This is a genomic window from Paenibacillus chitinolyticus (assembly GCF_045038035.1).
Classification (GTDB): Bacteria; Bacillota; Bacilli; order Paenibacillales; family NBRC-103111; genus Paenibacillus_F; species Paenibacillus_F chitinolyticus_A.
In genome coordinates, this window is sequence record NZ_CP173427.1 from 3,695,400 (window position 1) to 3,717,211 (window position 21,812).

16 protein-coding genes and 1 pseudogene are annotated in these 21,812 nt (G+C 42.7%); 5 read left to right on the forward strand and 12 right to left on the reverse strand.

Annotated features, from left to right (window positions below):
* Positions 1–127: 127 nt before the first annotated feature.
* The 5 genes from ACI48J_RS16395 to ACI48J_RS16415 all read left to right on the forward strand — a co-directional run bounded on the left by ACI48J_RS16395 (position 128) and on the right by ACI48J_RS16415 (position 5,012).
* The gene (locus ACI48J_RS16395; RefSeq protein ID WP_405079290.1) at positions 128–289 is read left to right on the forward strand and encodes a DUF1540 domain-containing protein; all 162 of its coding nucleotides are present in this window, start codon (positions 128–130) and stop codon (positions 287–289) included.
* 213 nt (positions 290–502) lie between these two features.
* On the forward strand, positions 503–934 hold the full coding sequence (locus tag ACI48J_RS16400; RefSeq protein WP_326055684.1) for a hypothetical protein: 432 nt from the start codon (positions 503–505) through the stop codon (positions 932–934).
* The gene (locus tag ACI48J_RS16405) at positions 931–1,206 is read left to right on the forward strand and encodes a DUF2653 family protein (RefSeq protein WP_009674362.1); all 276 of its coding nucleotides are present in this window, start codon (positions 931–933) and stop codon (positions 1,204–1,206) included. The genes ACI48J_RS16400 and ACI48J_RS16405 overlap by 4 nt, the downstream gene beginning before the upstream one ends.
* A gap of 132 nt (positions 1,207–1,338) precedes the next feature.
* Entirely contained in the window at positions 1,339–3,240 is a 1,902-nt protein-coding gene (locus ACI48J_RS16410; RefSeq protein WP_405079292.1) for a glycosyl hydrolase family 18 protein, read from the forward strand.
* A gap of 545 nt (positions 3,241–3,785) precedes the next feature.
* Positions 3,786–5,012 (forward strand): hypothetical protein, encoded by a 1,227-nt coding sequence (locus tag ACI48J_RS16415; protein WP_405079294.1) that lies wholly within the window; start codon positions 3,786–3,788, stop codon positions 5,010–5,012.
* 305 nt (positions 5,013–5,317) lie between these two features.
* On the opposite strand, the gene ACI48J_RS16420 is transcribed toward ACI48J_RS16415, so the two are convergent.
* From ACI48J_RS16420 to ACI48J_RS16475, 12 genes and pseudogenes are all read right to left on the reverse strand, one after another.
* A complete protein-coding gene (locus ACI48J_RS16420) occupies positions 5,318–7,573 on the reverse strand; it encodes a nuclease-related domain-containing protein (protein WP_405083244.1) in 2,256 nt (751 codons plus the stop codon).
* Between the two features lie 247 nt (positions 7,574–7,820).
* Entirely contained in the window at positions 7,821–9,074 is a 1,254-nt protein-coding gene (locus ACI48J_RS16425) for a Wadjet anti-phage system protein JetD domain-containing protein (protein WP_405079296.1), read from the reverse strand.
* Complete coding sequence (locus ACI48J_RS16430) at positions 9,067–12,468, reverse strand: ATP-binding protein (RefSeq protein ID WP_405079298.1); 3,402 nt, start codon at positions 12,466–12,468, stop codon at positions 9,067–9,069. The genes ACI48J_RS16425 and ACI48J_RS16430 overlap by 8 nt, the downstream gene beginning before the upstream one ends.
* A 2-nt stretch (positions 12,469–12,470) precedes the next feature.
* The gene (locus ACI48J_RS16435; RefSeq protein WP_405079300.1) at positions 12,471–13,112 is read right to left on the reverse strand and encodes a DUF4194 domain-containing protein; all 642 of its coding nucleotides are present in this window, start codon (positions 13,110–13,112) and stop codon (positions 12,471–12,473) included.
* Positions 13,102–14,508 carry a Wadjet anti-phage system protein JetA family protein gene (locus ACI48J_RS16440; RefSeq protein ID WP_405079302.1) on the reverse strand — a complete coding sequence of 469 codons (1,407 nt, stop codon included), beginning with the start codon at positions 14,506–14,508 and terminating at the stop codon, positions 13,102–13,104. The genes ACI48J_RS16435 and ACI48J_RS16440 overlap by 11 nt, the downstream gene beginning before the upstream one ends.
* Before the next feature lie 575 nt (positions 14,509–15,083).
* Positions 15,084–16,682: a basic secretory protein-like protein gene (locus tag ACI48J_RS16445; RefSeq protein ID WP_405079303.1), complete on the reverse strand. Its 1,599-nt coding sequence runs from the start codon at positions 16,680–16,682 to the stop codon at positions 15,084–15,086.
* A gap of 122 nt (positions 16,683–16,804) precedes the next feature.
* Positions 16,805–17,164, reverse strand: a complete 360-nt coding sequence (locus ACI48J_RS16450) for a GIY-YIG nuclease family protein (RefSeq protein ID WP_405079304.1) — start codon at positions 17,162–17,164, stop codon at positions 16,805–16,807.
* A gap of 39 nt (positions 17,165–17,203) precedes the next feature.
* Positions 17,204–18,223 carry a vWA domain-containing protein gene (locus tag ACI48J_RS16455; RefSeq protein WP_405079305.1) on the reverse strand — a complete coding sequence of 340 codons (1,020 nt, stop codon included), beginning with the start codon at positions 18,221–18,223 and terminating at the stop codon, positions 17,204–17,206.
* A gap of 944 nt (positions 18,224–19,167) precedes the next feature.
* Positions 19,168–19,413: pseudogene (locus tag ACI48J_RS16460) on the reverse strand (ATPase); the annotation flags it as partial.
* A 24-nt stretch (positions 19,414–19,437) separates the two neighbouring features.
* Complete coding sequence (locus ACI48J_RS16465) at positions 19,438–19,917, reverse strand: DUF6530 family protein (protein ID WP_405079306.1); 480 nt, start codon at positions 19,915–19,917, stop codon at positions 19,438–19,440.
* 616 nt (positions 19,918–20,533) lie between these two features.
* On the reverse strand, positions 20,534–21,328 hold the full coding sequence (locus tag ACI48J_RS16470) for a hypothetical protein (RefSeq protein ID WP_405079307.1): 795 nt from the start codon (positions 21,326–21,328) through the stop codon (positions 20,534–20,536).
* Between the two features lie 52 nt (positions 21,329–21,380).
* A complete protein-coding gene (locus ACI48J_RS16475; protein ID WP_405079308.1) occupies positions 21,381–21,812 on the reverse strand; it encodes a GNAT family N-acetyltransferase in 432 nt (143 codons plus the stop codon).

Consider the following 21,812-nt stretch of genomic DNA (forward strand, 5'->3'; position numbering starts at 1 on the left):
AGACCGGAACATTGCTAAAAAAACTTGCCGGATGCCCGCAGCATTTAAAATTTTATGGACCGGGCACGTATAAAACCATGCCGAATACGCCCACCCTAATAAAGCTGAAAAAGGGAGGTGAATCCGCATGGCTAAAGATGTTCTGTGTGAAGTAAATTCCTGCAAATACTGGTCCAACGGAAACAAATGCGCGGCCGAATCGATTTATGTCGTGAGCCACCACGGCGGCAATCAGGCCCGTCATTCCGAAGAAACCGACTGCAAAACTTTCGAAACGAAATTGTCCTGATGCTTTCCGGAAAAGAGAGGCCTTTCACGGGCCTCTTTTTTGTTTTCCTAAAGCCATTGTAACCAATAATGATAATTATTATCAGTGATTGTCGAAATTTTGCACCTTCCTATAAAATTTTTATAAAAAAGTGAAACCGCCGCCCGCCTCCGCACGTATAGCATGTTTGCAGACGAACATCGTTCGCATAATTATTTAAGGGGGACATTTATTTTGAAGAAATGGTTGCTTTTAGTTATGGCCTGTATGCTTACGTTTTCGGTGACTATGCCCGGAACCGTCGAGGCCAAGAAGTCTTACAGCTCCACCAAAAAATCGTATACACCTTCCACAACCAATAAATCCAACGATACAAGCGTGAACAAATCGACACCAAGCAATTCGTCCAAAACGACGTCTACCGCTCCCACTCAAAAACGCGGATTTTTCAGCGGCGGTCTGATGAAAGGCCTTCTGATCGGCGGTCTGGCCGGCATGCTCTTCGGAGGATTGTTCGGCGGCATGGGAATGCTCGGCAACGTACTCGGCTTCATGGTCAACATGCTTGCCATCCTGCTCATCGTAATGGTGATCCGCCGCATTGTCGTCTACTTCATGGATAAGCGCAAAGCCGATAAGCTGAAGGAGAAGCACAACCTGACATGAAACTGACCGAACAGGAAATCACGAACGCGTTATGCGTCAACATGGCGCAGCGCAAACAGCTCCACCCTTCCCAAGTCGAGGTTGTCCTTATGTGGGACGAGGATCTCGGATTCTCGGCGGAAGTATTTGCGGAAGGCCGCAATCAGATTCTGATCGAGGCTAACATTTATGAGGCCATCATGCAGTATCTGAGCCAGCAGCAAATCCGCGTTTTCCGCGATCAGATCCAGCTCGATCTCGAAGACGAAATCGTCGCTTATATTCACGAGTAGACGAAGAGATTGGAAAAAGCCTTTTCCGGCAGAAGCCGGGGAGGCTTTTTCTTTTTTTATGCCGAAAAACGCAACTAAACGGCCCGGCCGAACGTCAAATAGTAGGAAGATTGATAGAAAGAGGCGTGATAAATGAAAGCAATGCGTTGGATACTAACAGGAGCCGTCGTCGTCAGTCTTTGCTCCCCCCTGCAGGCTCAGGCGGCGGACAAAACCACGAAATACCGGGTTTACCAGAACAACAAAATCGTAACGGAGCTCTCCGACTACAGTCAGGCCGAGGCCTACGCCAAGCAGTTCAAAAATTCCCACGTCGAAGAAATCTCCACACGCAAGTGGCTTTGGAACAACTTTCCCCGTTATCAGGTGTTTCAATATGATTTTACACAGCCTCAGTGGACGTTTCCTACATTGGACGCGGCCGTTGCCGAAGCTAAGCGCTGGGGACATGCGAGCGTAAGAGATTTGCAGAGCGGCGGCTGGGTTTGGAACAACTATCCCAGATACCGTGTTTATCAAGGGGACAGCACGCAGACATCGTGGGAATTCATGACACTGGCCGATGCGACGGCGGAAGCCCGTAAATGGAGGCACGCCCATATCATCGACCTGAGCTCGAACAAGTGGGTCTGGGACAACATCAGTGCCGCCGACAAAAGCTCGCTCCGTTCCGGAACGCCTGCCTACCGGGTCTATCAGGATACATATTCGGCGCCCGCCTGGAGCTTCGCTTATCTCGAAGACGCGGTCAACGAATCTCTCAAATGGGGAGGTTCCAAAGTCGTCAGAACGACCGACAATGCCGTTGTCCATACGAACGAGGCTTCCTACAAAGTGTATCAGAACGACAATTTCCTGAGTGAATTCCAGTCGCTGGACGCGGCTGCAGCGTACGCTTCCCGCTGGGCCCACAGCGAAATCTCTTATAACGGCAAAATTATATGGAGCAATTATCCGTATTATCAGGTTTTGCAGAACAATACGCTGATCGGAGATTTTAACACCATTCCCCAGGCGCTGGAGTACGCATCCAAATATTCGAACAGCACGATCCGCACCCTGGACCGCAACGTCATCTGGGATAATCTCCGCAAAATGCAGTACTGGGGCTGGACGGGCTCTTCCGCGGCCTCGACCATCCAATCGCAAGCATCCGGTACCGTCGGCCTTGATGTGGTATCGCCTACCTACTTCCAGCTCGCGGACGCGAGCGGCAAAGTCGACGACAAATCCGAAGCGGCTACGGTCGACTGGCTCAAAAAACAGGGATTTACCGTGTATCCCCTGATCAACAATCAGTTTAATGCGGAAATGACCTCGGCTTTCCTGGCGAATCCCGCTGCGCAGACCGCCTTCATCCGCCAGATCGTCGACAAAGCCGCCGCTTTGAAAGTGGACGGGCTCAATCTCGACTTTGAGAGCCTGAACGCCAAAGACCGGGCGAGCTACACCGCCTTTGTGAAGCAGTTCGCGGATGCCGCCCACGCGAAAAAACTGAGCGTTTCGGTCGATCTGCCTCGCGGAAGCATCAAATGGAACGACAAAACCGCGTATGACCATGAGAAGCTCGCTTCGTACGTGGATTACATTGCCATCATGGCCTATGACCAATACTGGAAAGGCAGCACGGAGCCGGGCTCCGTATCCGGTCTTCCCTGGGCCGAGCAGGGCGTGATCGAATTCCTGAGCTACGGGATTCCGCGCGACAAGCTGATCATGGGCATCCCCTACTATGTCCGTGACTGGACCTTGGATGCCGCAGGCAAGCCTGTAGAGAACAAGGCGATCCTGCTCAAGGACATCCCCGCGCTCATAACGGCCAAGAAAGCCGTTAAAACGTGGGACAACGAGTTTAAGCAGTACCGAGTGGACTACACGGAAGACGGCAAAAAGCATGTGTTCTGGCTGGAAGACAACGACACGGTCAAACAGCGCCTCGCTATCGCGCGCAAGTACGACCTAGCCGGCGTCGCCGCCTGGCGTCTCGGCTACGACACCCCGCAGCTGTGGGAAATGATGCTGCAGGAGAAATAGAAAAAAGCTGGCACCGATTGGTGTCAGCTTTTTTTGCTTGAAATCTAAGTAGAATATCATCCATCATTCAGTTAGTTACATAATTTAATTGGTTACATAATTCAACATCAATAACACTCTAGAGCTTATTTTACTAACAATCTCATCAATGACAGATGTGTGTGAGTCAGTAAGTAGCTGCACCCAATTGAAAGAAATATGGATTTGTTGTCGCGCTTTGCGATTTTAATAGCATTAACCGACTAAGAAACTATCTTCCCAGATTATGTGCGTGTCCGAGCAAATACGGTGACTTTTCTTTGGCTAATCTATTGGGTACTTTTTTAGTTGCCATGGGGCGTCACCTCATTTCGATTGAATTTAGAAAAAGTATTGCTTAGGTTTAGTTTACCCAAACTGGTGTGGAAGCGCAGGGAAGTATTCGTCACCACGAAGTACGAGTTTACTTTTAAGCAAGTCACTCAGTATAAAAATATGCTAATATATACATATAAAGTATGCTAATAAAGGTATTAATAAGGTATTAATGAAAAAGGAGATGCTAAATGATCCCTCCTAATTTTGATCATGAAAAATATTTTGAACTAGGAAATCAGTTACGGGATAGAGCCAGATCAAACAGTAATGAATCGTCATTATATAAAGAGGCTGCTAAAAAATTTTCAGAATTAGCGAATATAGATAATGAATTGGCTAATTTAATGACTACATCCCAGATAAATCGTACTATTTACGCTGCTAATAGAGAACATGTTCTTTACGAGAGAGACCTTTGCTTGTTTCTATATCATTTTTCATTAAAGGAACTCGAGATAGCAGAACCTTTTATTAATAGTATGACTACACATATAAACAATGCTATAAAATTAATAAAATGTCTTAGAAATATGCCAAATGTTCATCCATTAATTATTAAAAATTCTGAAATTGATGAGAAAAGATGGATTTACAACTGTTTACTTATTTCTACGTATAAACATATGTTTAAATGGAAAAAGGCAACTCTTTTAAATAATCACGAGCAAGCACTTGATGAATTGCGGGAATGTCAAAATGAACTTGAAAGCCTTATATCTAACTATCCTGAATATGCAACTGTTATTGAACTTGAATACAAAAGAATCATGCCTGGTAATCAGGAAGCATTTTTATCGAATGAAAAAATGCAATCATTTTTTTCATTGAACAACAATCATGAAAACAGCGAAGTTAATGATGCTACACTTATACATATGATTCACTTACTTTTAGAAGCATATGAACATTCTTGCAAAGCTATAAGAATAAACCCTTTTGCTAAAGATTACAGTGTGGTCATGAATAATCAACGTGAGATATTGATTGAACTTCTTATTAAAGAAAAAAAAAGATGGGCTCTCATATATATCGAATTTGAGCACCACAAGGAGCTGTTACAACTGATGAAACGAGCAGATTCAAAAAAGTTCAAAAAAACACAGAAAGAACTTATGTTTAACGATAATTCTATGGCACGTCTTTGGTCCTTTGGAAGTTTGCTTTTGACTTTATTTCTTTTTGTGATTATTTCCTTGACCATTGTTTCAAAAACCAGCAATGGCTTGTGGACTATACCGATCTTTCTCGCAACTGAAGCAATTGTTCTAATCTTAGTAGGTGTACTACTCGTATTTAACGGAAATATTACCCAGTCTAGCTTACTTGAAATTATAAAACAGGCTTTTAGATTTCAGTTTCTTGTTTTCCGGTTGAAGACAAGCCAAGATAAACCGAATAATCAAGACATAAAATAGCCCATATAAATTATATTATACCTTATATTTGTAAAAAAAATAAAAAAAGGAATTTATTTGCCGAATTATGTGCATGTTGCAGCAGACATGGCGACTCTTATTTTAGCTATTCGATAATGTACTTTTTGAGTTGTCATGTGGCAACACCTCTTTTTGATGGGGGATTGGGCAAAGTAGTGCTTAGGGTATTTTACCCAAATTGGTGGGAGAGTCGCAGGTGAAGGCAAAAAGGTTACTCAATACTATAGAGAGCCTCGAAATGAGGCTCTTATCATCATAAGTTATATTGAATGAAGTAATATTCCCTAGTGCTTCCTCCTGCCTGCTAACCTTTTGTGCTCTTCATAGGCAGAATAAATTCGTTCCCGAACAGTATCATTTCTATTCTGGATGGGAAAAAACTCATCATATTGCTCCATTGCTTTAACAGAGTTAAAAGCATATGTTTCAAAACAAACTTTTTTTCCCTTAATAAACATATACTGTTCTACCTTCTCCATTGAATTGAAATTAGCAACTATTAGGGGGTGGTCAGGAAAGAAAAAAGAAATAAGATCTTCATGTCTAAATTTTTCATATTTCCAGATGCGCCACGTCCCTGCTGCGGAATATATATTCCCATCATTTAATATCATATCAAGTTCTCTCACATATCGCACAGGATGCTCGTTAATAGTATAGCCATTAAAAAGCCTATTTCCAAAAACTATACATGTATGTATATTGCGAGGCTCATCTGATATTCTCAGGTTTTTCAAAAACTTCTTTCTAAAGGCTTTGTCCATAAATGCAGCTTTGCAATGATCAAGTTGTCTTGCAGCCTTATTGATGTGATCAACACTTGCTCTCATTTCAAAATTGTTTGTAGGATTTAAAGGAGCCTTACATTCAATAATAATAATATCTTGTTCAGAAATTACTAAAACATCGACTTCTCCGTTCTGGCCACAGTATGAAAAGTTTTTGTTAGAAAACACACGATATTCTGGGTGTTTTTCAGAAAAAATACGTACACACTCCTGAACTAATGTCTCACGATTATCTTGATTAACAAGTTGATTTTTCGACAAGTAAGAATACGCTATACAATTTCTTTGTAAATTTGATTTCGAAACAAGAGAATTTGAAAAAATAATTCCGCCTGAAACTTTTAAAAAGGGAGTGTACTGCAAATCTATTTTTATATCTTTTTTATAGGTGAAAAGTTGAAGCAATTCCTCCGCTTTGACTCGTTCTCCCATAAAAACTGTAAGATGATTAATGAGAGTCTCATATTGAAAATGTGGTATCAACGATCTGACTACTTTTTGCTTATCTTTTTGGTTAAAAAGGATTTGACTAGCAATAAGGTTCATAAGAGAAAAAAATCTTTGAAACAGGACTACATCCTCTAAAGTACAGTGAGTTGTAATTTTCTTTTTAGAAGCATCCTCATTATTCATTATCAGCTCTCTAGCATTGTGAGCGATAGATAACTCTTCTTCTTCAAAAAATTTACCTTGAAACATCTTGGGATCCTGGAAAGGAGCAAAGAGAGGTTCAGGGAATTCGAAACGATACCTTGATAACGCCCCCGTTCCTACTTCTTTTATCAACTGTTCTCCAAAATTGTCTTTTATATAATCGCTAACTTCAGCTAATGACAAGATTTTACCTTTTAAACGTTTTGTGTTTTCTAGATAAAAGACCCCCTCCTGCATACTTCGCCTAACAAAACCTAATCTAATACTCTTTTCAAACATTAGTGTATCGTCAAAAATTAGACATTTTTTTTCAATTGTCTTTACGTTGTAACTAAAATAATCAATTGAAATTTCCCATTCCTGCAGCTGATTAACTTTACAAGCCTTCAAAATTATTTTTTCAATTTCATCAGATAAAACATATTTCGCTGAAATAGTATAACTGCAATTACTTTTAATTCCAATAGTTGCGTCGTATAAATAGATTATATATGAAATACTATCGCAAATTTCTTCATGGCTATACCCTTCTATTTTATGTTTATTAATATACTCATGAGAACGACTATTTAAGTAAAAAATTGTATCAGCATATGCCAGAAGTTCTTTAAACAATGCTTCTTCAACGAATGCAGCACCGAAACGAGTTACTCTTCGATTACGATGGTGCTCTTTTATATAGTTTACCAATTCCTCTTCAGTTTTTTGATAAAAATCAAACATCCATGATAAGCTTAACTTTCTATCTATAAATTGTTTGGTATTGTCAGAATACGGTATTAATATATAGGATTTTCGAATTTGCTGTAAAAGTAATGCAGCACAGTTAGTATTAAACCCCCATGCTTTATATCTAAAGACACCTTTTTTCCTTGCTTCTACAATTGCTTCATCGGGACACCAAATTGAATACGCTAAGATGACACAGAATATGTATTGAACATCAAAATTGCGAAACTCACTTAATTTTTTTTGAAGAAAACGCTTATCATTCTTAGAAAAATCCTGTTTTTTATGTTTTATTTCTTTAATAGTTTGGTCATTAAGTAATTGCTCGAAGGGTATATCTTTCATATACGTTAGTATTTCTTTTATCATCAATTAATTCACTGCACCTTTTCTTTAATTATATAAAAGAGTAAAATTATATATGGAAACTATAATTCTACATTCCATCCCTCATCTAACAATTGCTTAAAGAATGATAGAAAATAAGACAACCTCCCACTCTTCAAGAAAACAGACTTATCTAAATTTTGTTTGATTATGTCTAGATATGCATGATCGCTCGCTTTTGTGATATCCTATTTATTGTTATTTGATTACCATTTGTTAAGTTTGATTATTAAATGAGATCGGTCATCATAGCTTCCTGTTCCAGTTTGACACGATTGTCTATCATATAGTCAATGCAGGGCAAACAATCGGCAAGCTCACTATGCCGCTTCAAGCTACATAGCTTTTCAATATATTTTGGCTGTACTGATGCCGTTAAAGAAGAATATCTTATCAATTCCGATTTATCCATGCGGTATGGAAAAACATCATGCTTAATTTCCCGTCTTAGTCTTGCCAGCATAGAAAATCCACCAAAGTCGATATCTCCCCAATGATACCAATGGCTAGACGTGGATATGGACGCAGCAACAGCCATTAAAAAATCCCGCTTAGCTGGACTGAATTGTCCTCCATGGAACACAACTAGTTCATGGTCATTTTTTTGCTTATAAATATACTCTATGTAGTTTGCCCGATTTTCTATGGAGATCACACGTTTTATTGTTGGAGATACTCTTAATTGACCTCGTTGGAAATCTTTCGAGTTCACAACGCCCCCAAAAATCAAATGTGAAAAGTCAACGGTTCCGCTATCAAAAGACATGGTTACTTGCCCGCAAAACTCCAATTGTTCTGGATACTTCGTAATCCCTACTTGTCTAAGAAGCTCCTCATCGTTATTATCATCCTCATGATCTAGATATTTAGACAATATACCAAGCAACCGTACTCTTATTACCTTTTCAAATCTCTTTGAATCGCCGAAACATTGAAGAGAAAATACACGCTCAAGCGTGTCTAATTCACCCATTTGATCAATAAAACATATTGCACGAAGGAGATCACTACGCTCGTTTCTATCGACTGGCAATCTGTTTCCAATAGAGCGTTTTCTAGCAATGATATCATACGTATCACTCAAAAACTGTTTTGCCCATCCGCTACGAGCTTTATCTATAGAATTCAACAGCTCTAAACAAACTTCATCCACCACATCACCCTTTGGTTGCCGCCCAATCAGGGAGTATGCAGAGGAGATATTTTCAAAATTCAGCCATACTTCTGCTATGATGTGATTTTCTTCACCCTTCATCCACCGATATGATACGAACTGCGCCTCACACAATGCCTGTACTGCAAAATTTATCATAATGCGCTTTTCAGATTGCTCTATATCATACTGGGGGAACTCTGTTTGCCCTCCATCATATAATTTCAGCATAATTCGACGAGTCGGACGTTTATCCTCATAAAAAAAGCTGCTACGCTCATATTTATCAAGTAAAGCTGAAACTAATTGGCGCTTATATCCATCACTCATAATCAAGCTCCTCCAACTTCCTAGGGTCAAAGCTACGCACGCATGCCTGCTTGCCTACACGTAACACGCATAGATTCCTATCAACAAGAGTGGCAATATCCCCAATTTTATCGGGTGGCGCTGAAAGTACCACTTGAAAGTTAAACTCACGTAACAGTTCAACACTACGTACAATACGCTCTCCGTCCATCTTGGAAAATGCTTCATCAAACAGAATGATACGAGATGTATTAGCTGTCTTGTCCCGGCCAATGCGATACAATTGTGCAAACGATGCTAATACTGCAATATAAAATGGCGTCTGGGTTTCGCCACCAGATTTTTTTCCAAGTGTTTTAGAGAGTCTTTGTGATTCTCCCTCGCGGTTAATGACCTCTAAATCGAAGGACAGGTAAGTGCGATAATCCGTAAAAGCTTGTACTCGTTTTTCATAATCATCGCGTTCCTGTGCTTTCGATCCGGTTCCTTCATTCGTTATAATTGCAAACAGTTCTGCAATCTCATCCTTGTATTTTGCATTAAACTGATCAGACAGAAGATTATACCCGCCTTCCAGCAGCATTGGATCAACGATCATATCATAATATCGTTTATATTCCTGTTTTGGAATAATCAGAAATCGATATGTATCCTCGCCAAAGGAACTACCGCTTAATGCACTGTTTAGTCCATCAATCTGCCGTCTTGCATCCTTTATGTTATATTGTAGACGGCTTAAAAAATCCTCCTGAAACTGCTCAAAAGCTTTACTTCGAGCATCTGCGATACGAGTCAAATATTCCGGAAGTTTAATATCGCTAAGCTCAATCCACGCATTATCGTAAGCGTCATTACTCACGGCGTCAATATCATATCCCATGATATACTTATCATTATATTGGCGGCGCAAAGTCCGCAACTCGTCCCACAAAGCGTTTTTAGCGTTTACGGAGCGGCTAAGTTCTCTCGGAAATGCCCGTTCAATATCAATGGCATTGCCTCTACTTAAGAGCTCACGTTGATATCTTGTATTTCCTGTGTTCTGGAGCCATTCAGCTTCGTATTTTCTAGAAAGCTCTAATTCCATGGTTTCCAGTTCTTTAGAAAGTCTTGGAATTGTTTCCTCTAGGCATACTCGCAAGCGTTCTTTGATGGTGCTGAATTCGTGTTTATGTACGTCAATCTGCTTATAAAGAGCCCTTAGTTGTTGATCTAATGACTCGATGCGCTCTTCCATTGTTTCAACAGCACTTTGATCAATAGACTCTATATTTTTATTAAGCAGAATGACCTCTTGTTCTATCGCTGGAATCTGTCCAACGTTTACCGTTGCCGTAAGAGTCTGTTTGGCGTCCGATTCACTTAGTATCATTAGAGCATTTCCCGATTGGAAGGCAGTTTTTATAGATGCACAAACAGCTATTTTTTCGGTTAACTCTTTAATCTCTCTTTTTACATCTTCCAAGCGTTGCCGTATCGCACCCTGGCCAATAGCCGGCTTAGCCCATCTATCTGGATTCATCGCTCTTACAACAAAATTCTGGTATAACATTCCATCGTCTGTAATCGCTGTTCGATGCCGGCGCAAATCACTGACGCGGTCACATTTCTTCACACGACCAAGTGTAAAATCTAAAAATAATCGCACATTCGGATCATCTGTTTCAAGTTCTTCAGCAAGGCTTCCGGGTTCTGCTATGGGATTTATTCTCTGAAGCTTTTCAATATCCACAATACCAGTGTTATAGATGTTTCGTTGTCTCTTGATATCATCATAAACACGAAGAGCAGTGTCAAAGTGCTCAGGGGGAACAATCAGATAGAATTTTTGTGTATTAAGATATCCTTCAATCACATTACGCCAGCGTTTGTCCCTGAGTTCCGCTGCTTCCGCCACTACTACTACCTTAACCGATGAATCAGTTCTGGCATGCAAACGACCCATAACAGCTTCCTTGAGATCAAGTACATCCTGTGGAAAGCGGTAGACACCACTTTCAAGGGACTCCTGCTCCGTCAGTAATCCTTTACGATTATCGGCAACCTTCTGCTGCTCTTCAGAGAACCTTGAAACGAGGCCGCTGCACTTCATTCGTATAGCATCCGCGCTGGCTGCATAGTGAATGAGCCCTTTCTCCCCCACTGCTAAAATGGCTGCTGCATCGCTATTTCCGAGTGTTTCAAGCTTGGCATAAAACTGTTGTCCGTCAGCAACCAAGTCATAAACACGAGTCGTTAATATCGGATCGAGAGAGCTGGTATCTGTCCCTTGAATTTTCTGAATAAATCCATTAATGTTTACCCTCCATGAAGCAATGCTTCTTGAAAGTAATAAAGAAGTCCTATCGAAATCCCCTCGAAGCGTAGATATTAGTTGCTCTTTCTCTGAGATTTGCGACTGAAGATGCTTTAAAATTTGCGCTTCCTTGTTACTGAGTAGGTTCGCTTGCATGATATTACGCTCACCCTGCAGTTTGCTCTGCTGCTCAGTTTCCTTTGCTAAGGTATCGTTCAATACAGTTAGCTGGGCGGAATAATCGGTTACTTTATCTTTCTCGCCTGCATTAGTAGTCAATTTGATATCTACTTGCGCGCGGTCAACCAAATAGGAGTATAGAATTTCATTTTGCCTGTGGGTTTCAAAGGTTTGATGATCCGTAACAATGCGTTCAAGCAATGTGATTCGATCCTTAAGAACATCGGCCTCTTGCTCCAGGCTTTTATAGCTTCTAATATTTTCCTGCATACGGCTGACATCAACTGTTTGTTGTGTATCACAGACGAATTCCGAGATAAATTTTTGTATGTCAACATCGGGATTAAATGAAACAGCTTTCCTCAATAACTGACCGAAGCGATCACGCAAGCCCCCAAGTTTTCCATATAAATCTTGCCTAAAATCCCGGTTTACATCGGTAGTATAACTACGTCCTATAGAATAGTGTTCCTTGATATATACCCTCAGAGTTGTAATATCCATCGGCTTCCTATTAATAACGAACTCATTTGATGGCATGGCTCCGTCAAATCGGAAAAATAATTTTTGCATATCGTTTTCCGAATAAATATCAAAGCAACACCCTGCGGTAAAATACTTTTCCTTCTCCTCATCAAAGAACTCTAAAGCGATATAGCTTGTAAAACGTCCATTGCGCAGATATTTAAAGCCTGAATCCTCATCGTCACCTAATTCACCGCGTAAATATCCATTTAAGGTTCGATTACCACGTCCACTAGCAGCCTTGTTGAAGAAGCTACCGCTAGTATCGGCAAGCAGTAACAACTGCAGAGCATCCATAACCGTCGACTTCCCTGAGGCATTTTTTCCGGTTAGAAAATTCACTTTATTTAACTCAATAACTTCATGAACAAAGTAGTGCCAATGAATCAGTAAGAGTTTCGTCATCCGTTTCATTTCTAATCCTCCTGTTCTCCAACTGTGCTAATGTCGTCATCTACTCGAAACTCATCTAATTCTGTTATCATATCGTTGATCCCTTGATTAGAAATAATAGATAAGATGGATGGGAGAATGAGAATTTGATTACCCTCATTGTTCCATGCAGAGGATTCCATTTTTTGAATTATATTATGATGTGCAAGCGTTCTTTGGGCCTCAATACGTTCTTTTTGTGTTGTTTTTCCCTTATCAAGAAGTCCAAGCATTCGCATTTTTTCAACAACTGCTTGGGTATCTGTTTTAACCGTATGGAAGCTATTTACTTGTTCACGCTCTTCTTCGTATATGAGACGGCATGTATATAAAAACAATGTAGTGAATCGATCGATTCTCAAGCGATTATGGTCAAATATATTTATTAAGGACATAATTCCGTAATTATCATCTTTTTCAAGACGCCAGCCAGTGATCGCAAAATAATCATGTAAAATGCCAAATAGACGTGAAGCTATCTGATAGTCGTAATTTGGCAAGGTCATTTGCTGTGATGACTGATACTCATATCGCACCATATATGTATGAGATAATAGGTAATTCGCCAAACGTTTGAACTCGCCTTTCTCATAAGTAGTAAGTCCTATGTACTGTTCATTCCACATGGGGCCCCACCTCTCTTTTACTGATCGTCATATTAGGAATTATGTAACCATTTCTATCAAGTCGACCATTGTTTATCTGCACCTTGTAATCCATGCCTCGTTCATTAGCGCGAACCATAGCCAGTATCAGTAGTATAAAGTCCTCATCGTTATTAATCGATATTGTCTCGCTTCTAATAGAGGATTCATTTTCTTTAAAAAGACTGTTCACATATGTTCGAATTCTTGCCACGGGGTATCCATTTTTAATTTGTTGTAGCATTCCGGTCATAGCCGCATTAGAAAACGTATTATCATCTGTGATTTCCAGCGGTTCAGAATTGACACGCCTACTGCGTACATTCTTGTGATAGAGAGATTTTCCATCAATAAATTCTTGTCGATTGACTCGAATATTCTGTTCAAACATTTCAACGATTACAGTGCGCTTGGTATCTGAGGAATTTGAGTATGCTTTCAACAGCTCAACCAGTTTTCCCTTGATACTTTGGTCTGCAGTCATCAGGTATTGGATTTTTTCAATAGAGCTTTTTGTGTATGTGCTGTGTTTTCTATCAATTTCATTCACAATTCCTCCAATTGACTGGTATACATCCAAAACATAATCGATTGAAGATATGATCTCCTGTCCCGCCTCATCGTCATTCTCATATTTTCGGATCGTCATTGCTCTTGAACGCATGCCATCCATGAGCTCTTCATCCGCAAGAATATCTGAAAGTATCTCTTGAATGGGTGCCATATAGCGATGAATAGAATCCATTGTTTTGATCGGATGATAAATACTGTCGGACATCCTTTTGTATTCTTCAAAATGATTTTTTAGTAGCACATTCACTTCGCTCTGCTCCTGTATTCGCCGCAAATAACTGCGAATTCCATGATAAAGCCTTTTTAGCTCGTAAGTTAGTTGCTCCGTGTTTGTCTTTGCCGACAAAACTGCCTCATACATTTGCCCTTGATGTTCATTTTTAGCTTGCTTGAGACCAGAATAAGTCGCGAATACGAGGGAGTTATACTCGTGCAGTGTTTGATCACTTAGTTCACTCAAGAGCTTCATTACTTTAATGGCATAATCACGTGGAGTAATAATTTCAATAAATGAGCCATCCAAATACTCCTTATCTACCCATCCCGTTTTAACCAGGCGGTTCAATATCAAACGCGCCTTAACATTAGGTATTAAGCTGACTTCGGTTACTTCGTCATCTTCTTCGAGGATAAAGGACTTATCCTCAATTTGGGATATCAAGGACGAGATATAATCGTCTACCTGTATATTAAGTTGATACTTGAACATCTGATGCAACAGCATGAGCGCATCAACATATATTTCTTTGTTTCCCGAAGCCAGTACAGAGAAAAATTTTTCGGGAATTGTGTCAAAAATGCTCACGTATCCACCCGCCAATCCATTTGGTATTATAATTCGTTTGGTTGCAATAGGTCTTTTAATATAGTCACATTATACTATGAATTGGAAGATTATGACGAAAGTTGTTCTTCACTTCAAACAAAAACTCACGCTTAATCCAATCACAGAAGTTCCTAAAATAATTGATTCACGCGAACATCCCATCAATGACAGGTACGTGTGGGTCAATAAATAGTAATTACCCAATAGATTAAGAAGAAAAGTTAGTTGTCGCGTTTGGCGACCTTAACCAATTCACCGCATTATGCGCGTGTTGCAGCAAATACGATGATTTTTCCTTTGCAAATCTATCGGATACTTTTTGAGTTATCATGGGATATCACCTCTTTTCGGTTGAATGCGGAAAGTCGAGAAAGATTTACTCCCCAAAGTGCATGTCCTATCACGCTCTGGCTTGCGTAATCGTTATATCTTTCTTTTTACGAACTAAACGAACCTCTAACCTTCTTTTCATCAAAAACATAAAGAACGCAAACCTCGGAAATACATCCGAAAATTTACGTTCTCACAAACTATATTTACATCTCAGTTCACCGCTAATTAGTCAACGTCTCCTGATACTGACTCCAAAGCGTGTTCACGTCTGTTCCGGTAATCACTTTAAATTGGCGTTCTTTCCACAACTGAATTTCATTGGCATTCCCGATGATGTTGTAAGGGATTGGAGCCGCGTTCAGTTCACGGATGAAGCCGCGTTTCTTCGTGTCTTCAATCCAGCGAAGGAAGTTTGCCGTGCCTTTCGTCTGCCAGGTTCCACCCTTGGTGGCGCTATACCGGTCATGGTAGCCTGCTTCAAAACGCAGGCTGTCGGCTATCGCTTCCACATCGAAGTTGCTGTACTGATAAACATGACCTATCTCATGATAAAGAATGCCGATGATTTCTTCGCGCAGCGATTTCGAAGGGCTAGCTACGAATTTTTTCAGATACTGGGAACTGAAACCAACCGTTTTCTGCGTAGCGTCTCCCGATGTCCAAGCCACTCCGGGAACATCTTCAATCGTGACCAGGATTTTTTTGACGTCAACAGGGGCATCTGCGGGATTACTGTATAACAATTCGTGTACTTTACGTGCGACCGCTAATATTTCTTTCTTGGCATTGGGAAGGGCTTTGGTGAATAAGCTGCCGTTGCCCGATGAATCCAGGTTCTTTACTTCGATGACCGGGCTGACGGCATGCCCGATATCATTGGTGCGCGAAAACTCAACTTCACCTAATTGTATGGAGTTTCCGCTGTGATTTTTTATATTGTTGAGCCGATAATATTGATAGGCCTTGGTATTGTTCGTTAGAAGGTAATGCTTGCGCTGATGCCGGACGTTGAAGTTCTCGTCGCTTTTCGTGTCTATACTGGTCCAGGTCTTGTCATCGTTCGACCCTTGAAGAACCCAGCTCTTGGGATCGCGTTCGGGTCTGTCATTAGCTGCGGTAAGCGCGTAGCCATCGAGCGTCACCTGTTGGCCGAAATCGAACTTAAGCCATGCGGTATCGTCTTTAATCAACCACTTGGTCACGCTTGTTCCATCCACCAGGTTCTCTTTGATGTTGGTAGGCGTATGTTCTCCGCTGGCCGTAACGGTGGGTTTGGTCGTACTCCATGTCTTTGCGCTGCCGTCGAACAATTTGATTTCAGACAGCTGCAGAATACCGCTTCCGTTCTGATTGTTAAAGTCATCGAATTTCACGAATTTATAAGCTGTCTGATTGGTAAATGAATAAGTTTTCGTTTGATGCCGGGAAGTAAAGCTTTGATTCTGCCGTATGTCCAGCTGAGTCCAGTTAGATCCGTCATTAGAGCCTTTTAATACCCAGCTTTTCGGGTCTCTGTAAGGTTCGTCCTCCGCGGAAGTGATGGTGTATGAGGTGACGACTTTTGCAGCTGGAAATTCATATTGAAGCCAGGCCGGACTGCTGAATGTCAACCATTTTGAAAAAACATCCTGGTCGAACGCTTTATCCTTCCCTTGGTGCGGCGCGTACTCTCCGCTTGCCGTTACCTTGCCGCCTAAAGCCAAATTGGTCGGAATAGCGATCGAAGTCGGTTGTGCTGCTGACGCAGATGGCAGGTGTAAGCCGCTGCTGAAGCCTATACCTACGGCGGCCGCTAAAATAAGAACTCCAATTTTCCTCACGTTTCGCCCTCTCCTCTATCCTTTTATTCGGTATTTACTAGTAAAATATACCATATTAGGATTAGGCTCTCAATTGACGAGAATTACGGAAAATTTTAAGAGGTTATAAAAAAATCATTCTATCACTCTACAGGCGGCTTATTATATCCCCTGTCCCCGTAAGGCTGCAGCTTCTCCAGCCACCGCTTTTTCAACTGCTTCCGCTCCCAGCGCATGTCTGTAATTTCCGAAGCCTCTTTCTGCTCCAGCACCTCGAAGGCGAAGTTTTCCGCCCCCAGTTCCTTCCAGTCCTTCTGAAGCTGCAAATTGGCAAACCTGCCCATGTCCAGCTGGGCCTGCAGGGTGATCCATTTGTTTTTCAGGTTGGGGTAGGTATCCACGTATAGTTTACCGTTAGTCTTGTTGAGAATTTGAATGGCACCCATGTAGGTCTTCACCTGCTTATACTCTTCCAAAAGCTCCTTGCGCTTCGTTTTATCCATATTTTTCTCTCCTTTCGCATCTATCTAATCCATATACTTTTACAAATACCGGGCGATAATCCGGACTAGCTTAGCCGGCAAATCCGGCAGACTCGTGATGTCCAAAAATCTCTCGCTTCCATAGATCTGATGAATGACATCCTTATCCTGGCCAATCGCGGCTGCTAGGAAGGTGATTCCTTTGCGTTCATATTCGGCCATGGTCTGCTGCATATCCCGGACGGCGTAGGTTCCGGTATAATCGTCCATCGCTTTGGGCTGCCCGTCGCTTATGCTGATGAGCAATTTGGTCTGCTGCGGGGAGCCGGCTAACCGGTCTGCGATTATACGAAGAGCCATTCCGTCGCGATTGTTGCTTCTGGCGCGAATGCCCGTCAGTCTGTACCGGTCGTTGGGATCGGTTTTGTCCAAATCGGTATAGGCGTAAATCGACATTTGTTCCAGCCTGGAAGCATCCGCCGTATCTCCGTAGATCAAGACGGGTATCCGGCAGATTTGGCAGAACTCGTAGACGGCTATCACCGCACGCTTTGCGGCTTCCAGCCTGCCGAAAGCGGACATGGATGCCGATTCGTCCACCCTTAGACCGACCACAAGAGAGGGAGAATCGGTCGGAGGAAGTTTCTTGGCGAACGTCCTGAAATCCCGGTACGCGATGCTGTCCGCCTGAAATTTGCTGCCATAAAATTGCCGCCTCGCAAATTCCGAAGAAGTCTCGTGTTCCAGCAGCGGAAGTGTTTTTCTGGCAATCTCCCGGACGACAGGCATAAGTTCCTCGCTTAGACGGGCATATTCCCGCTCGGAATCGTTATCATAATTTGGACGGTGAACAATTAGCTTCACCTTGTTATGAATGGAACCGGACACGACCTCGCGGGCGTCGCGATTCAGCTTTTTGCGGTAATCCCGCTCCTTTTGCCTGGCTTCGTCGGACTTCGTTTCAAGATTGGCCTGATGATACTTCGGAGCCCCGTCCTCTTCCCTATCTGAAAATTCCGTAGTGGTCGAGTCATCCGAAACCTCGGACGTATTTTCGTCACTATCGGCGGATTTTTTCAAAACAATCCCTTGTTCTTCAAGCTCATCACCGTGTTCAAAATCCGTGCTGCCGATCGTTCCCTCTGTTTTGAGTTCCGCTTCGTCCGTTATTCTTTTTTTTTTGCTTCGGCATCGACTTGGTCAAGAACGTCCAGCAATCCTCGGTTTTTTAACGCTTCTTCCAGTAGGCGGATCTCTTCGGAATCGGTTGTTATTTTGTAGATGACTTTGTGGTACAGAGATTCATTTGCTGGAGCGCCGCCGGCCACCGCATCCGCCCAGTAAAAGTAGGAACGCATGCCCGCCACGCCTTTAATCCCATGGGCCCGGGCGGTTTTATCCAAAACCACAATGACATCCGCTAAAGTATCCAGTACCTTCTCATTCTTGTAACCGGTCTTAGACATGGCCCGCTCTACCATGATTTCTTTGGTCGGCAGGTCCATCTTTTCCGAATGCTGAACTCTGTCGCGCAGGGCTTCGTTTAACGGTCTTGTTCCCGCATAACTGCGGTTGGTTGTGATGACCGCGACGAAATCGGGGTGTCTGCGTACGATTTCCGTGGGAAGGTTGATGCTGCCATCCGGCTCCAAGGCGGAGTTGAGCGCCATAAGCACCGCAGCGTCCCGGATAACGGTCGGTTCCTGAATTTCGAGAAGATAGCCGTTTCGATAGGCTCTGACGATTTCGGAAGGATAAAACCGGTACTCCACCACATCGTCACCGGAGTTTTGCTCTATCTTGTTCAGCAGCTGCTTCATCGTTAAGGCAGCCTGTTCCCGGGTAACTCCCAGCACGTTCATCACGAGTTCAGCCGCGCTTTGAAAACCGTCGCTGTCATATAAGGCCCTCAAAACGGTTTGCTCCGCCGGCTCCATGTTCTCAACTCGGTCCGGTGAAATAACCGGCAATATGGCCCCGATAATATCGGATTTATCCATATCGGCAAAACAGGTCACTTTCGTATAAGGCAGACCCAAATCAGCCGACAAGGCTTTGGCAAGCTGGGTTTTACCGGAGCCGGCGTCCCCTTCGAGCAAAATAGTGGCGATTTTCATTTCTCCGCGGTTCCAATTGCGCTTGATTTCCTGGCAAATACGTATTTCCTCTTCGCTGACCATATGGGAGAGCGGCTTTTTCCAAACCAGCGCTTGTTCCGCATCTGTCAGCTGCCTGTCAGGAGATACGTAGTATTCCTGGTTGACGTTCATCGCTTTTCACCTCTTTAAAGGGGGTCAGTACCCCATTTCCTCCAGCAGCCGGGATAACACGCGAAGCCGTTCCCCGATCATTTCGCCATCCTCGTTAAGAGCTTGGGCAAACAGCTTAATGTCTTGATCCAGCATGGGATTGTCTTCGCAAACGGACACACTCATCGCGTCCCCCTGCAGCCCGATACGGTCAATCATAGGATTCTCTGGATCGTATAATTTCGGAAACCGGTAAGCATCCTGAAAATATAAGCTGCTTCTGCAAATCAGAATAGCGAGGTCAAGAACACGGTGCATAGGCAGTTCCTCGGACTGTCTGGACCATTTTTCCCCTGTGTGCCTCCATACTTTGGCCGAAATATCGACCTTTCCCCGGTCATTCCACTGGGCCAGCCCCAAAGACAATCCTTTGGCGTCCGTGTTGCGGGCGAGGCGACCGTCGACCTGTTCGTAATTTTCCGATACGATGACCGGCTTATGTTTTAACGTTGTCGGGATTTTCATAATTAACACGCTCCAATTCATTTTACTAAAATTTTCGATTCACTAATTTACTGATTTACTAATTTACTAAATCTAAAGTCATCATACTCCTCATTCCAAGGTCTGTCAATCGGGGCAAGTTGCTCAAAAAAAGGGACCGTTAAACCAGTCGGTTCAGCGGCCCTGTAGGATTTAGATTAGAGTGAAGGTGAGGATTTAGTGTTACTCCGAAATATTAGCTTTGTAAACAGCAGCGCAAAATAAAAAATCATTGAAGCAACTAATCCCAGCTTCAGGACAAATTCCTCCAGGAATCCCAAGTAAATGTTATACACCAACGAAATCACCGTACCTGTAATTAAAAACATAATAAGCAAAGCTAGCTTCCTCTTATATTCTTTCAGAAAAAAACGTCGGCTAATTTTATCCAATACAAAAGAAACAGGGGTGCCGATCAACAAAATTATAGGAGTGCCATAAAAACCGAATAAGGTTAGTAGAGTTGGAAAATCAACTAACACCTTGTTCATAAAGTATGCACTCATGGAAAAAGTAAAAAGGACAGATGTTATTAATGCAGCCGTAAGATATTTGATTATTATTCCCCCTTTCAACTTTCTAACTTAATACTCTTTCCTTACAAATACGTCCCGAAATAAAACTCCATCGCTTCCCGCGAATAGCGGTCATCCCCCTGCCAAACCGCCACGGAATTGAAATCATGATCTCCGCCGCGACGCTTGCGAGGTGTGTCCCCCGGCACCAGCAATCCGGCATATCCCCATATTTCCATGACCACATCCCGTTCATTCTTGCTCGACGGGAGTATATCCTTCCAGCGCTTTTCCAGCTTCCGGGCGCTATCATGATCCTCACATTCCTGAATCGCTTCGGTCATATTGCGAAGGATGGCCCTATCCTCGGCGGTAACCTCAAAGGCTTCTTCTTTGCTGAACAATTCGAGATCCAGCCAGCAGTAAAGAAGCTGGTTCAAACGGATTCCTCCCCATTTGACCCGCTCGAAATTCAGCACGTTCAGATCCGCATTCACATATTCGCGGTCCGACAGCATCCCCCGGTAATTGCAGTCCCCGCAGCTGCTGTAATTGGGCCGCACTGCGCTCCGTTCGCCATATGTATGAAGGGGAATCTCCGCAGTCAAAGCCCAGCTTGAAAGGGCGCTTCGCAAATGGACCTTTTTGGTAGAAAGACTATGCAGAAACGCGGCGGCTACCTGCTCTTTGGTGAGGGTCTGATGGAGGTCGCGAAGCCGTTTGACCAGTTCGTCATGCCCAGTGGTAAGGGGATCGAACATGAGTCCTTTGCTTTTGGCATACTCGAAATCCTCACCGGCATAAACGTCCGGTCTGTTTTTCCAGCCCGCGGCAGACCAAAAAGTGGTTGCCAATATTTTTTTCGCTTTTTTATCCACTCGATTCACGTCCTTGTCCTTTGCACCATTACCCGAACCATTACTTTCCATCCTACTTAGAAGATGATAGGGTTGGTAACAATCTCTTTGTCATGATGATTTCCAGGGGTTCGTTTTCAAGCAGCAAACATCCCGCATCCCGGTACCCCAACTTTCTGTAAAAATGCTGCGCTTCTTCATTGGCCAAGGTAGATGTCATAACCAGCTTGAACCCGCGTTGTGTCATTTCTTTTTCCCAGAAAAGGACAACTTTTTTTCCGAAACCTCCGCCCCGATACGGTTCGTCGATCCAGAGCATGTTCATAAACGGAGTGTTATCCCAAAAGTATCCGTATCTCATCCAACCGATGGTCGCGTTCTCTTCATTCCGCAGCATATAAATTTCTTTGTGTCTAATTTTGGGCAGAATCAGATTTTCTTCAATATGAGGGTCGCGATCACGCAGGTAATCAAAATCCGCATCGGCTGCCGAAACAATTTGCAT

Excerpts from the sequence above, each read along its gene's own strand:
- ACI48J_RS16430 (WP_405079298.1), bottom strand. The coding sequence starts at position 12,468 with ATGAAACGGATGACGAAACTCTTACTGATTCATTGGCACTACTTTGTT.
- ACI48J_RS16420 (WP_405083244.1), bottom strand. The coding sequence starts at position 7,573 with ATGATAAAAGAAATACTAACGTATATGAAAGATATACCCTTCGAGCAA.
- ACI48J_RS16465 (WP_405079306.1), bottom strand. The coding sequence starts at position 19,917 with ATGAAAATCCCGACAACGTTAAAACATAAGCCGGTCATCGTATCGGAA.
- ACI48J_RS16425 (WP_405079296.1), bottom strand. The coding sequence starts at position 9,074 with ATGAGTGATGGATATAAGCGCCAATTAGTTTCAGCTTTACTTGATAAA.
- ACI48J_RS16435 (WP_405079300.1), bottom strand. The coding sequence starts at position 13,112 with ATGTGGAATGAACAGTACATAGGACTTACTACTTATGAGAAAGGCGAG.
- ACI48J_RS16395 (WP_405079290.1), top strand. The coding sequence starts at position 128 with ATGGCTAAAGATGTTCTGTGTGAAGTAAATTCCTGCAAATACTGGTCC.
- ACI48J_RS16475 (WP_405079308.1), bottom strand. The coding sequence starts at position 21,812 with ATGCAAATTGTTTCGGCAGCCGATGCGGATTTTGATTACCTGCGTGAT.
- ACI48J_RS16410 (WP_405079292.1), top strand. The coding sequence starts at position 1,339 with ATGAAAGCAATGCGTTGGATACTAACAGGAGCCGTCGTCGTCAGTCTT.
- ACI48J_RS16415 (WP_405079294.1), top strand. The coding sequence starts at position 3,786 with ATGATCCCTCCTAATTTTGATCATGAAAAATATTTTGAACTAGGAAAT.
- ACI48J_RS16405 (WP_009674362.1), top strand. The coding sequence starts at position 931 with ATGAAACTGACCGAACAGGAAATCACGAACGCGTTATGCGTCAACATG.
- ACI48J_RS16450 (WP_405079304.1), bottom strand. The coding sequence starts at position 17,164 with ATGGATAAAACGAAGCGCAAGGAGCTTTTGGAAGAGTATAAGCAGGTG.